Annotated in this window: 11 protein-coding genes and 1 riboswitch; of the genes, 1 reads left to right on the forward strand and 10 read right to left on the reverse strand. The window is 36.8% G+C overall.

Annotation, left to right across the window (positions count from 1 at the left end; all coding sequences use genetic code 11):
• Both sdhA and MKY29_RS13695 read right to left on the reverse strand, forming a co-directional pair.
• The gene (sdhA, locus tag MKY29_RS13690) at positions 1 to 1,758 is read right to left on the reverse strand and encodes a succinate dehydrogenase flavoprotein subunit (RefSeq protein ID WP_090564115.1); all 1,758 of its coding nucleotides are present in this window, start codon (positions 1,756 to 1,758) and stop codon (positions 1 to 3) included.
• 49 nt (positions 1,759 to 1,807) lie between these two features.
• The gene (locus tag MKY29_RS13695) at positions 1,808 to 2,419 is read right to left on the reverse strand and encodes a succinate dehydrogenase cytochrome b558 subunit (protein ID WP_090564117.1); all 612 of its coding nucleotides are present in this window, start codon (positions 2,417 to 2,419) and stop codon (positions 1,808 to 1,810) included.
• A gap of 282 nt (positions 2,420 to 2,701) precedes the next feature.
• On the opposite strand from MKY29_RS13695, the gene MKY29_RS13700 reads away from it, so the two are divergent.
• Positions 2,702 to 3,115, forward strand: coding sequence for a YslB family protein (locus MKY29_RS13700; protein WP_090564119.1), 414 nt, complete (start codon positions 2,702 to 2,704; stop codon positions 3,113 to 3,115).
• 389 nt (positions 3,116 to 3,504) lie between these two features.
• Here the strand turns inward: MKY29_RS13700 and MKY29_RS13705 are convergent, their stop codons facing one another.
• The 8 genes from MKY29_RS13705 to MKY29_RS13740 form a co-directional block, all read right to left on the reverse strand.
• Positions 3,505 to 4,737, reverse strand: coding sequence for an aspartate kinase (locus tag MKY29_RS13705; RefSeq protein WP_340880087.1), 1,233 nt, complete (start codon positions 4,735 to 4,737; stop codon positions 3,505 to 3,507).
• Positions 4,738 to 4,832: 95 nt separating this feature from the next.
• A riboswitch (Lysine riboswitch) is annotated at positions 4,833 to 5,011 on the reverse strand.
• Positions 5,012 to 5,200: 189 nt separating this feature from the next.
• Entirely contained in the window at positions 5,201 to 6,994 is a 1,794-nt protein-coding gene (gene uvrC, locus MKY29_RS13710) for an excinuclease ABC subunit UvrC (RefSeq protein ID WP_093496019.1), read from the reverse strand.
• Between the two features lie 50 nt (positions 6,995 to 7,044).
• Positions 7,045 to 7,359 carry a thioredoxin gene (gene trxA / locus MKY29_RS13715; protein ID WP_090564124.1) on the reverse strand — a complete coding sequence of 105 codons (315 nt, stop codon included), beginning with the start codon at positions 7,357 to 7,359 and terminating at the stop codon, positions 7,045 to 7,047.
• 749 nt (positions 7,360 to 8,108) lie between these two features.
• Complete coding sequence (locus tag MKY29_RS13720) at positions 8,109 to 9,086, reverse strand: electron transfer flavoprotein subunit alpha/FixB family protein (RefSeq protein ID WP_090564129.1); 978 nt, start codon at positions 9,084 to 9,086, stop codon at positions 8,109 to 8,111.
• 100 nt (positions 9,087 to 9,186) lie between these two features.
• Positions 9,187 to 9,960 carry an electron transfer flavoprotein subunit beta/FixA family protein gene (locus MKY29_RS13725; protein WP_093496020.1) on the reverse strand — a complete coding sequence of 258 codons (774 nt, stop codon included), beginning with the start codon at positions 9,958 to 9,960 and terminating at the stop codon, positions 9,187 to 9,189.
• 25 nt (positions 9,961 to 9,985) lie between these two features.
• Positions 9,986 to 10,759 carry an enoyl-CoA hydratase gene (locus MKY29_RS13730; RefSeq protein WP_241596795.1) on the reverse strand — a complete coding sequence of 258 codons (774 nt, stop codon included), beginning with the start codon at positions 10,757 to 10,759 and terminating at the stop codon, positions 9,986 to 9,988.
• Positions 10,760 to 10,777: 18 nt separating this feature from the next.
• Positions 10,778 to 11,359, reverse strand: a complete 582-nt coding sequence (locus tag MKY29_RS13735) for a TetR/AcrR family transcriptional regulator (protein WP_093496022.1) — start codon at positions 11,357 to 11,359, stop codon at positions 10,778 to 10,780.
• Positions 11,360 to 11,572: 213 nt separating this feature from the next.
• Positions 11,573 to 13,267 carry a long-chain-fatty-acid--CoA ligase gene (locus MKY29_RS13740; protein WP_340880088.1) on the reverse strand — a complete coding sequence of 565 codons (1,695 nt, stop codon included), beginning with the start codon at positions 13,265 to 13,267 and terminating at the stop codon, positions 11,573 to 11,575.
• Between the last annotated feature and the right edge of the window lie 83 nt (positions 13,268 to 13,350).

A 13,350-nucleotide genomic window follows, 5' to 3' on the forward strand; every position in this document is an offset into this window, starting at 1 on the left:
TTAATTGTCCCCTTTCGCAGAATAATCGCGTTTACGAGGTGGAATAATAGAAATATCTACTTCTTCATAATGTAATACTGGAGCCCCTGTAGCTGGATCAAACTTCGCCATAGTAGTTTTCAAGAACTCTTCATCATTACGTTCTGGGAAGTCTGGTTTATAATGCGCTCCACGGCTTTCATTACGATTAAGCGCACCTAAAGTTATAACGCGTGCTAAATATAACATATTTTTTAACTGACGTGTAAATGATGCGCCTTGGTTAGACCATTGTTGTGTGTCATCCATGTTAATATTTTCATAACGCTCTAAAAGCTCTTGGATTTTCTTATCAGTTGCTTCTAGTTTGTCATTATAACGAACAACAGTTACGTTATCAGTCATCCATTCACCAAGTTCTTTATGAATTAAGTACGCATTTTCCGTACCTTTCATAGACATCACTTTGTCCCATTTCTCTTGTTCCAGTTTTAGTTCAGCTTCAAATATAGAATCGTCCATATCAACAGCATGAGTTTTAAGATGACTCATGTACTTAACTGCATTTGGTCCTGCAACACTTCCGCCGAAAACAGCAGAAAGTAATGAGTTTGCTCCTAAACGGTTAGCTCCATGCTGTGAAAAATCACATTCCCCAGCTGCAAATAATCCAGGAATATTCGTCATTTGATCATCGTCTACCCATAGCCCACCCATTGAATAATGAACTGCTGGGAAAATTTTCATAGGAACTTTACGAGGGTCATCACCAGTGAATTTCTCGTAAATTTCAATAATACCACCAAGTTTAACGTCTAGTTCATGCGGATCTTTATGAGAAAGATCTAGATAAACCATGTTTTCTCCATTGATACCAAGTTTTTGGTTAACACATACATCGAATATTTCACGTGTTGCAATATCACGTGGAACTAAGTTTCCGTATGCCGGATATTTTTCTTCAAGGAAATACCAAGGTTTACCGTCTTTGTATGTCCAAATACGTCCACCCTCACCACGTGCTGATTCAGACATTAATCGTAATTTATCGTCACCAGGGATCGCTGTCGGATGAATTTGAATAAATTCTCCATTTGCATAATAAGCACCTTGTTGATACACGATAGATGCAGCAGAACCAGTGTTAATGATAGAGTTAGTAGTTTTACCGAAAATAATTCCAGGACCACCAGTAGCCATAATAACCGCATCTCCGCGGAATGCACGAATTTCCATCGTTAGAAGGTTTTGTGCTTTAATACCACGACATACGCCTTCGTTATCTTTAATTATTCCAAGGAATTCCCATCCTTCGAATTTAGTTACTAATCCATCTACTTCAAAACGACGAACTTGCTCGTCCAATGCATATAGTAATTGTTGGCCAGTTGTTGCACCTGCAAATGCTGTACGGTGCATCATTGTACCACCAAAACGACGGAAATCTAATAATCCTTCAGGTGTACGGTTGAACATAACACCCATTCGGTCAAACAAGCTAATAATTCCAGGTGCAGCATCTGTCATTGCCTTAACTGGTTTTTGGTTTGCAAGGAAGTCTCCTCCATAAATAGTATCATCTAAATGTACTGTTGGAGAATCTCCTTCACCTTTTGTATTTACAGCTCCGTTAATACCGCCTTGTGCACAAACAGAGTGCGAACGTTTAACAGGTACTATTGAAAATAGATCTACATGCGTGCCATCCTCGGCAGCTTTCATTGTTGCCATTAGGCCAGCTAATCCACCGCCGACAACAATCAGTTTACTTTTTGCCATGCTATTCTCACTCCTCGATTTAATAGTAGTTGAACGTCTTTACAGTTTCTTAAACGAATGCTAGAAGAGCTTGTACGCCAACTACAGATAACGCTAAGAAGATAATTAATGTTACATATGTTGCAATTTGTTGGGATCTTGCAGATTGTGTAATACCCCAGCTAACTAGGAATGACCAAATACCGTTAGCTAAATGGAATGTAGCAGAGATTACACCTACGATATAGAAACCTAACATCCACGGATTAGATAAGATCTCTTCCATCATGTTAAAGTTAACTTCTTTTGCTCCAATAGCAGCTTGGAAACGTGTTTCAAAAACATGCCATGCGATAAATACTACAAGGAAAATTCCAGTAAAACGTTGTAAAATAAATAAATAGTTTCTTAATGTACCAAAGTTTTTCGGATTATTTTTTGCAGTGAATGCAATATAAATTCCGTAAAATGCATGGAACATTAATGGAAGATAAATTACGAAGATTTCTAACATTAATCGAAATGGTAGACTCTCCATGAAGTGAGATGCACTATTAAATGCTTCTTCGCCTCTTGTAGCAAAATGGTTTACTACTAAATGCTGCGCTAAAAACAGACCTACTGGAATAATACCTAGTAAGGAATGCAGTCGACGCCAATAAAATTCGCGCTCATTCGACAAAACAATTACCCCCTCAAATTTCCGACCGAAAGGAATGAAAACTATCGCAAAAAAACAATTGTGTTCAAAACTTTCACATCATCATGTTACGTATTTATGACATATCCATTGTACTCTCATCATTTTAGAGCGTCAAGGTATCTTTCCGAATTTCCATATGGATTCCTCTACCTTTTTTGGATAATAATTTGTTTATATAATCACAATCTATTCGGTCCCCATTCCTATTTTTTTATGATAAAATAAATAGGCAATAATGATTTTGGAAAGAAGGGTTGCTACTTGAATGAAAAGGAACATTCACATGTAACTTCCTTTGGATATGAGTTAATAAGAGACCATGTGCTTACTTCTATTCTCGGAAAACATGAAAAAGATATATTATATTGGGCTGGGAAGGATTTAGCTCGCAAATTCCCCCTTTATTCAATGGAAGAAGCCGTCACGTTTTTCAACGAAGCTGGATGGGGCACTTTGCATTTAGAAAAAACAACAAAAGATTCAGTTTTCTATACGTTAAGTACATATAATCTACCTAGAAGTGGACAGAGTAGAAGTCATCGGTTAGAAGCGGGTTTTTTAGCTGAACAACAACAGAAGCTTACTGGTTATTTAACTGAATGCTACGATGAAGAAGTTAAAAAGAACGGCTTAGTTACTTTACAAATAAAATGGGATTCTAAAACTAAAGGGTAACAGGATAGTCAGCTAATGACTTTTCCTGTTACCCTTTTCAATAAATAAGCGTATATAAAAGTGTCCCGTAAACACAGGGTTTATATGGATTGAAAGATTGAATAATACTACTGATTTCCGTTTCAACGCACTTTCATGTTTCAAAGCTAGCGTAGCGATGCGATGCAGAAACAGGCGGACGCTTTCCACGGGGGAGTGATGAGCTATCTCCCTCGCTAACGCGTCGTTGTGATAAAAATCAAACGGTAGTAATATAGCAATAAGTCTGTCCAAAGTCTGCTGAAAACGGTAGAAACAGGTTTTAAACTTTAAGAACCAAGCATCTTTTTGACTGTTTTTTTTGATTTTATTTGAGATAGTTTAATTTCAACAGTACTTTAAACTATAAATTATTGTACTGATTGATGCGTTAATGCAAGATCGAATTCGTCATGTAATGCATTAGCAGCTTCTATCATATGCTGCTGAGGTACGACAACTGACACTTTTATCTCAGATGTACTTACCATTTTCACAGGAATATTCTCTTTTCTTAATCGGTCAAACATTTGAGCAGCCACCCCTGGGTTTGAAACCATCCCTGAACCAACAATAGAAACCTTAGAAAGACCTACTTCAAAATCTGCGAAAGTAAAACCAAGCTCCTGTTTATGTGTTTCTAAAACTGTAATTGTTTCAGCCAAGGATTCCTTTTTAATTGAAAAAGAAACTGCGGGTTTCACTCCATCAACTATCGACTGGACAATTATATCCACGTTAATATGATTTGCAGCTAAAGTAGTAAAAATAGAAGCTAAAGAACCGTTAAATGGCACCTCGTATTCTATAGTTAATCGAACGATATCGGATTCAAAAGCTACCCCACGAACTACTAAATTATTTTCCACATCTACTTCCTCCTTCAAAATCGTTCCTTCTCCATCTTTATAACTTGGGCGAACTCTTAATGGAACCTTATAGTTTTTAGCGAATTCAACCGCACGTGGATGCAATACCCCTGCACCTAAATTAGCTAGTTCTAGCATTTCGTCATATTCAAGTTGTTCCAACCTTCGAGCATTCTCGATATAGCGCGGATCTGATGTATAAATACCATCAACATCCGTATAAATATCGCAAATTTCTGCTTTGATAGAAGCAGCAATAGCTACAGCAGTTGTATCAGATCCCCCTCTGCCAAGGGTTGTAATCTCTCCTTCTTCTGATATCCCCTGAAAACCTGCTACAATAACCACTTTATTTGAATCAAGTAAACTATCAATTTTAGCGGGATCCAGTTTCAGTATTTTTGCATTTCTATGTATATCATCTGTTATGAGACCGACTTGAGCACCGGTCAGAGAAATGGCATCTATCCCAATTGCATTTAACCTAATAGAAAGTAAAGCCATCGTAACTTGCTCCCCATTGGATAAGAGCATGTCCATTTCACGTTTTGATGGTGATTCTGCTAATTCAAAAGCAAGGTTTGATAATTCATCCGTTGTTTTACCCATTGCAGATACTACAACAACAATATCATGTCCTTTATCTTTCTCACGTTTCACTCGAGTAGCAACATTTTCAATTTTTCCAGTTGATTCAACTGAAGTACCGCCAAATTTCATTACAATTTTAGTCATGAACATCCGCTCCCTAATTAATCTGTAAGGATTAAAAAATGCTTTCCACATATTGTGAAAAGCATTGTCTCATACACGGTCCAAAAAATCTGCCCATGTGAGATAGCCCTCCAGAATATAAATTCTGACAATTCTACATCTATTAAATGCAGAACCAACAATAGAATAGGAAAAGCTAATCTATGTTTCGGCGAAAAACCCTTTCCACAGCCATTCTAGGAACTTTCCTTCCTCCTGCTGCGTACTGATGTCTAATCGCACCTCTATCTTCACTTAAAATACAGTGAAATATTCAATTACGCCTCGGTGTAAATGCCTCCAGACTTTGAATTGTGCTTACGCATTAACTCCTTCAAAATCTATGACATCCGCCAGAGGCTTAACTTGAATCAGCAATTTTTAACCACGTATTTGCGACGTTTTGTACTGAGTCAAGTTAAATTGTTTCAACCATAACACATGATTATTCAGAAGACAATATATTTTTCTGAAAATGATTAACCATGATCTCTGCTTGCTTACTAGGAAGACCCGCTTCCATAAACTCTTCTTTACTAGCAGCTTGTATTTTCTTTAAGGAACCAAAATGCTTTAATAATAACTTTTTCCGTTGAGGTCCGATTCCTTCTATACCATCGAGAGATGATGCAATAGTATGCTTCCCTCTTTGTTGCCTATGGAATGTTATAGCAAAACGATGGACTTCATCTTGAATACGTTGTAGCAAATAAAAACCTTCACTCGTCCGCTTCATCGGTATTAGTTCCAAAGGGTCTCCATAGATAAGCTGAGAAGTTTGATGCTTGCCATCCTTTGCAAGACCTGCAATTGGAATATCTAACCCCAATTCATCCTCTATAATTTCTCGTGCAGCTTCAATTTGTCCTTTTCCTCCATCAATAATGATTAAATCAGGCAGTGGCAAGTTTTCCTTAAGTACACGAGTATATCTTCTACGTACAACTTCGCGCATTGCTCCGTAATCATCATGCTTAGCTGCGGTTTTAGTTTTATACTTACGATAATCTTTTTTGCTGGCTCTACCATCAATAAAAACAACCATTGCAGATACCGCATCAGTCCCATGAATATGAGAGTTATCAAAAGCTTCAATTCGCATTGGAGGTGCAATATTCATCGAATCACCAAGCTGTTCTATCGCGCCTATCGTCCGTTCTTCTTGTCTTTCGATTAAATGAAATTTCTCCGTCAGTGCAATTTTAGCATTTTTTTCCGCCAATTCGACCAGATTTTTCTTCGTCCCTCTTTGTGGTACGAAAATCTTCATTTCTAACAGTTTTGAAGCCAAGTCAATATCCGTACTCAAAGGAACATAAATTTCTTTTGGTTTAATATGTTCTGATTTCGCATAAAATTGACCTAAAAATGTTATAAACTCCTCCTCTGGATCTCGGAAGATTGGAAATAAAGAAACATCTCTTTCAATAAGCTTCCCTTGTCTGATAAAGAATACTTGAACACACATCCACCCTTTATCCACATGGAAACCAAAAATATCTCTGCTTGTGAAATCATTCATCGTCATTTTTTGTTTTTCCATAACTTGTTCAATATGTGAAATCTGATCACGGTACTCTTTTGCTCTCTCAAATTCAAGCGCTTCTGCAGCTGAATTCATCTTCGTAACCAATTCTTTTTTCACTTGCGTATGCCCGCCATTCAGGAAACTAGTAATTTCATGAATGATTTTATCATAAGCACTTGCTTCAATTTTTTTCACACATGGAGCTAGACACTGACCCATATGATAGTAAAGACATACTCTATTCGGCATTTTTTGACATTTGCGAAGTGGATATAAACGATCCAGCAGTTTTTTCGTTTCATGTGCCGCATGAGAATTCGGATAAGGTCCAAAGTATTTCCCTTTATCTTTTTTAACTTGTCTTGTAATGATCAGTCTCGGATCTTTTTCAGCAGTAATTTTAATATATGGATACGTTTTATCATCTTTTAACATAATATTGTATTTAGGATCATGTTTTTTAATAAGATGGAGCTCGAGTATTAAAGCTTCCACCTCAGATGAAGTGACGATATATTCAAAGTCAACAATTTCTTGTACTAATCGAAGCGTTTTCCCGTCGTGAGCTCCTTTGAAATATGAGCGTACGCGATTTTTTAATATTTTTGCTTTTCCTACATAGATAATAGTTCCTTGTCGGTCTTTCATTAAGTAACATCCTGGCTCATCTGGTAGGATGGAACACTTTTGTTCGATCAAATCATTATTCATATTATCACCTGTTTAAAAAAACCGGGTACTATGTAGCACCCGGTTTTGAATTATGCGTTTTTTTCTACTAATTGTACTAATGCTTCTTTTGGTTGGAACCCAACAGCCTTGTCTACAGGTTGGCCATCTTTAAATAATACTAGTGTTGGGATAGACATAATACCGAATTGACTTGCAGTCGCTTGGTTTTCATCAACATCTACTTTTACGATTTTAACTTTATCGCTCATTTCAGCATCCATTTCTTCTAATACTGGAGCTATCATTTTACAAGGTCCGCACCATGTTGCCCAAAAATCTACTAATACTAAACCTTCTTCTATTTCTGTATTAAAAGTTTGATCTGTTCCGTGAACTATTGCCATATTAAAAATTCCTCCTTTGTCTACTATGTAATGATTATAACAGACAGAAATATCAACATCTACATATTAGCTTGAAACAAAACAACCGATAACAAAACCGTGCAATACGCCCGATCCTGTAAGAACATAAACATAGATATACCGTTGACGATTTCCGCTCCGGGCAGACGCTTTCCGTGGGTTGAGCGATGAACTATCCCCTCCGCTACGCGTTCGATGGGTTGTTTCATCTGTCTCACTGTTCCCACTGGAGTCGCCGCCCCTACGCTCCAATCAACCGTGTACACTTTTAGTAAAAAGATAGTTGAATGCAATCTCACTTAATTATTCGTAGTATATTTAGATCCGATGTGTTGAAATGGACCATTATACAAAGAAAATTCACTGTCATCAACTATCTTTAAACAATAGCATTTCTTCTAATTCATATTCGACAACAGTATTAACGCTTTCTAAAATTGGATCAATCTTAACATTGCTTTGTCAAAATTTATATTATAGTACTAAGCTATAATTGATTGTAGTGAAATGTGGCGACTCCAGCGGGAAAAGCGTTAGGCGAAGACCCCGCAGCGCAGCGAGGAGGCTGAGGCAATGCCCGCGGAAAGCGTCCACATGTAACGAAAATCACAGGATTATTCATTCTTTAAAATCTTATGAAGACAGTGTACACGGTACATTTTCATATACTTTATTCTACAAAAAAGAAGACTGCCCAAAATTGTAGTTTTGTACAGTCTCCATTATTATTAAGCGTTTACTTTAAGTTTTTTGAACTCTTCTATAAGCATTGGAATTACTTCGAACAAATCTCCAACGATACCATAGTCTGCAACTTTGAAAATATTTGCTTCTGGATCTTTGTTGATAGCTACAATAATTTTCGAGTTAGACATCCCTGCTAAATGCTGAATCGCTCCAGAAATACCTGCTGCAATATAAAGATCCGGAGTTACCACTTTACCTGTTTGACCGATTTGTAATGAATAATCACAATAATCAGCGTCACAAGCTCCACGAGAAGCTCCAACTGCTCCACCTAGTACGTCTGCAAGTTCTTTTAAAGGTGCAAATCCTTCTTCACTCTTAACTCCGCGACCACCAGCGATAACAACTTTCGCTTCCGATAAATCTACACCTTCTGTAGATTTACGAACTACTTCTTTAATAATAGTACGAAGATTAGTTATATCTACTGACATAGAAGATACTTCCGCTGACTTACTATCATCTTTTGCAAGAGGCGCAATATTGTTTGGACGAATAGTGATAAATTCAATACCATCTTTTACTTTAACTTTCTCAAAAGCTTTACCAGAGTATATTGGACGGATAAATACGGCCGCATCTCCTTCACCTTCGATAGAAGTTACGTCTGATACTAAACCAATTTGTAGTTTACTTGCAATTTTAGGAGATAAATCTTTCCCAAGTGCTGTATGACCAAATACGATTGCCTCTGGATTTTCCTGTTCAATCACAGCCAGCAATGCTTGACCATAACCGTCTGATGTATATTGTTTTAAATGTGGATGCTCCACAGTTATTACACGATCAGCGCCATATTTTCCAAGCTCATTAGCCAGTTCTCCCACGGAATCTCCTAATAGAACACTAACAACTTCTCCGCCGCTAGAAATTTGTTTAGCAGCAGCGATCGCTTCATATGATACGTTACGAAGAGCACCTTCACGTGCTTCTCCTAATACTAATACTTTTTTAGACATGCTTTTTTCCTCCTAATATTAAAATTATTACGAATCAAATATGCATTGGCACATTTTCTCCTGTGCGAACTCTTCGCAGTACAATATTTGCTGTATGAAGTTAAACGACTTTTGCTTCCGAGTGAAGTAAATGAACTAACTCTTTTACTTGATCAGCTAAATCGCCTTCTAATACTTTTCCAGCTTCCTTTTTAGGAGGTAAATAAATTTCGATTGTTTCTGTTTTTGCTTCTACATCATCTTCATCTATATCTAAATCATCTAATTCAACTTCTTCTAAAGGCTTTTTCTTTGCCTTCATAATCCCTGGAAGAGATGGATAGCGTGGTTCATTTAGACCTTGCTGAGCAGTAACCAATAATGGCAATGAAGTTTCTAATACTTCCGTATCTCCTTCAACATCACGTTTAATTGTTACTGTAGTTCCATCAATCTCTAAGTTTGTAATAGTAGTTACATAGTTAATGCCTAAGCTCTCAGCAACTCGTGGCCCAACTTGTCCGGATCCACCATCAATCGCTACGTTACCTGCTAATATTAAATCCGGATTTTTATCTTTTAAGTACTCAGAGATAATATGTGCAGCTGTAAATTGATCTAACTCTTCTACATCATCTTCTATATTAATAAGTACCGCTTTATCTGCACCCATTGCTAGTGCAGTACGAAGTTGCTTCTCAGCATCTTCGCCACCCATCGTGAGAACTGTTACTTCTCCACCTTGTGCGTCACGAACTTGTATTGCCTCTTCTATTGCATACTCATCGTATGGATTAATGATGAATTCTGCACCATCTTCTTGAATTTTACCCCCGCTTACTACGATTTTCTCTTCTGTATCAAATGTACGTTTTACTAATACATAAATGTTCATTTAGATATCCTCCCAATGTAAAATATTATTTACCTTTAAATATTGGTTCTCTTTTTTCAATAAATGCAGAAATACCTTCTTTTGCATCCTCTGATACAAATACAGTTCCAAAAGCATTTGCTTCTGCTTTAACACCTTCATGATAGGAAGCTGGTTTAGCATACTGAAGCATTTCTAATGCATTTTTAACTGCAATTGGACTTTTCTTAGCAATCTTGACTGCAAGCTTTTTGGCATGATCAAATAATTCTTCTTCCGCATAAGCATGATTAGCAAGTCCTAACTGAGCTGCCTCTTTCCCACTAATAGGATCACTTGTTAACAACATTTCTGCTGCTTTTGCAAACCCTACATAACGGGGTAAACGTTGTGTGCCAGCAAACCCCGGTATTAGTCCTAGTTGTAATTCAGGTAGCCCAAGCTTTGCATTTTCTGAAACAAGTCGGATATGACAACTCATCGCAAGTTCAAGACCTCCGCCAAGTGCAGCACCATGAATTGCAGCAATAACGGGTTTCGAGAAAGTTTCCACTCTTTCGAAAATTGTTTGCCCACTTGCAGCAAGCTCAGAGAATGCCGCTCCAGATGTAATCGAGGTAAATTCTTTTATATCTGCTCCGGCGGAGAAAAATCTTCCTTCCCCTTTTAGCAAGATTACTCGAACTGCATCATCATGTTCTACAGCATCCAATAACTCATTGACTTCTAATATAACCCCTCTTGCCAAAGCGTTTGCTGGTGGACGATTTAGTGTTACTGTAGCTACACCATCTTCAATATTCCATGACAGAAATTCCATTTCCCCACTCCCCCTTCGTTAAACTTTTACACCATTTAACAATAGACGATGTACTTTACTTGTTAGATCAACTAAATCATATTTATGCTCGTTCATTACCCAAGTAGTAGTCGTCTCATCAATTGTACCAAAAACCATTTGTCTTGCTAAGCGAATATCAATCGAATGATCAAATTCTCCTTGTTCAATTCCCTCTTTTAAAATTGTATCTAGTAATACTAAATAATTTCTTAAAACCGCATTGATGCGTAATCGCAATGCTAAATTGGCTTGTCTTAATTCCAATTGAGTAACCGTTGCTAAATGATGATCGCTTGATAACACCATAAAATGATTCTCAATCATTTTATACAACTTTTCTGATGAACTAATTTCTTGTTGAATAATTTCTTTTAGATTGTCTGCAAATATCTCCATTTTTTCTTCAAACACGGAGACTAAAATTTCTTCTTTGTTTTTAAAATATAAATAAATTGTCCCATCAGCTACTCCCGCCTGTTTGGCAATTTTAGAAACCTGTGACTGATGGTATCCATTTTCAGCGATAACAATAATTGCCGCGTCAATGATTTGCTTATATTTTGGTTTGTCCTTCTTCATTATGAATTCACCACCAATTAATCAATTACGCTATGGCGTAATTGTGTCAGGATTATGTATTGAGCAAGCTAAATTCATAATCTGTGACATCCGCCAGAGGCTTTCATTTAATTCAGCATTCGTTATAACTCTTGCTGAAAAAAATAAAAATATGAATGATGATTCATTCATATTTTTATATTATATTTAATTTTGTCGATTGTCAATAATCAATTAACTTGGGATTGTTTGTTTTTGCTTCTCTTTTTCTTCATCTATTAATGTTCTTCTTAAAATCTTACCTACAGCTGTTTTCGGAAGTTCTGCTCTGAACTCATAAATTCTTGGCACTTTAAACGCAGCTAAGTTCTCACGACAAAAAGTGTTTAACTCCTCTTCTGTCACAGTTGCTCCCTCTTTAACTACTATAAATGCTTTTACAGTTTCTCCTCTGTAAGGATCTGGAACTCCAGCAACAACGCATTCCTGAATTGCAGGATGTTCATATAATACCTCTTCTACATCCCTCGGATAAATATTATAGCCTCCAGCAATGATTAAATCTTTTTTACGATCGACTACATAAAAGTAACCGCTTTCATCCATGTATCCTAAATCTCCAGTTAAAAACCAACCATCGCGCATAGTCATTTCTGTATCCTCTGGTCGATTCCAATACCCTTTCATTACTTGTGGTCCTTTAACTGCAATTTCTCCGATTTCTCCAAATGGTAATGGAGTCGTTGAATCAACCGCAAAAATTGCTGCTTCTGTATCCGGCCAAGGAATACCGACTGATCCTTTTATCCGATCCTCCGTATAAATCAAATTCGCATGGGTTACCGGGGAAGTTTCGGTTAAGCCATAGCCTTCTACTAATCTACCGCCAGTAATCTTTTCAAACTTTTCTTGTACTTCTAATGGTAATGGAGCAGACCCACTTAAACAAGCACCAATTGAAGATAAGTCATATTTTTGGATATCGGGGTGATTTAATAATCCAATATAAATCGTTGGAGCTCCGGGGAAAATAGTTGGTTTCTGCTTATCTATCGTTTTTAATGCAGTTTCCACATCAAACTTTGGTAACAATACCATTCTATTACCTAGCATAACAGAAAAGATTAAAACAGTAGTCATTCCATAAACATGAAAGAATGGGAGCACTCCTAAAATAGTTTCTTCGCCTTCTTTGCATTTATAGTTCCATACTGTACACATAGTAGTATTCGTTACTAAGTTTTTATGGGTAAGCATAACTCCTTTTGGAAATCCAGTTGTACCGCCTGTATATTGTAATAGTGCAATATCCTCTTCAAAATCAAAATCCATTTTAATCGCTTCAGCTTTTCCGACTTTCATAATCTCTGGAAATAAGTGATTTATCCCTCTATGTTCTACTTTAACACTAAACCCGTATTGTTTCTTTTGGATAAAAGGATAGACAAGATTTTTGGGGAATGGTAAATAATCCTTAATACCAGTAACAATAATATTCTCTAAGTCTGTTTCTTTTAAAACTTTTGTTACACGTGGAAATAATATATCCATAGTTAAAATAACTTTTGCCCCAGAGTCCTTCATTTGATATGCTATTTCTCTTTCTGTATAAAGAGGATTTGTCTGAACAACAATTGCTCCCGCATATAATACACCATAGTAACCAATTACCCCTTGTGGACAATTTGGTAGCATAATCGCTACTCTGTCTCCTTTTTGGATACCAATCGACTGTAAGTAGTTAGCAAATTTCAATGATGACTCGTAAAGCTCTTTGTACGATACATCTCTCCCCATGAAATGTATAGCTACCTTGGTAGGAAATTTCCTATACGCTCTTGTTAAGTATTCTTGAACTGGAATATGTTCATAATCGAGCGTGTGCGGAATTTCTGGTGGATATTGTGCTAACCACGGCTTTTCTGTCATATTAATGCCCCCTTTGTTTTTAATAGCGTGAATATTCCTATTTTTAATTATAGAGAAAAATGAATGACAATTCAATTCTTTAA

Source organism: Psychrobacillus sp. FSL K6-2365, assembly GCF_038003165.1.
Taxonomy (GTDB): Bacteria; Bacillota; Bacilli; order Bacillales_A; family Planococcaceae; genus Psychrobacillus; species Psychrobacillus psychrodurans.

What these genes read in the sequence shown, in the direction of transcription:
- sdhA (WP_090564115.1), bottom strand. Translation starts at nt 1,758, where the DNA reads ATGGCAAAAAGTAAACTGATTGTTGTCGGCGGTGGATTAGCTGGCCTA.
- MKY29_RS13705 (WP_340880087.1), bottom strand. Translation starts at nt 4,737, where the DNA reads ATGACTAAAATTGTAATGAAATTTGGCGGTACTTCAGTTGAATCAACT.
- uvrC (WP_093496019.1), bottom strand. Translation starts at nt 6,994, where the DNA reads ATGAATAATGATTTGATCGAACAAAAGTGTTCCATCCTACCAGATGAG.
- trxA (WP_090564124.1), bottom strand. Translation starts at nt 7,359, where the DNA reads ATGGCAATAGTTCACGGAACAGATCAAACTTTTAATACAGAAATAGAA.
- MKY29_RS13720 (WP_090564129.1), bottom strand. Translation starts at nt 9,086, where the DNA reads ATGTCTAAAAAAGTATTAGTATTAGGAGAAGCACGTGAAGGTGCTCTT.
- MKY29_RS13725 (WP_093496020.1), bottom strand. Translation starts at nt 9,960, where the DNA reads ATGAACATTTATGTATTAGTAAAACGTACATTTGATACAGAAGAGAAA.
- MKY29_RS13730 (WP_241596795.1), bottom strand. Translation starts at nt 10,759, where the DNA reads ATGGAATTTCTGTCATGGAATATTGAAGATGGTGTAGCTACAGTAACA.
- MKY29_RS13735 (WP_093496022.1), bottom strand. Translation starts at nt 11,359, where the DNA reads ATGAAGAAGGACAAACCAAAATATAAGCAAATCATTGACGCGGCAATT.
- MKY29_RS13740 (WP_340880088.1), bottom strand. Translation starts at nt 13,267, where the DNA reads ATGACAGAAAAGCCGTGGTTAGCACAATATCCACCAGAAATTCCGCAC.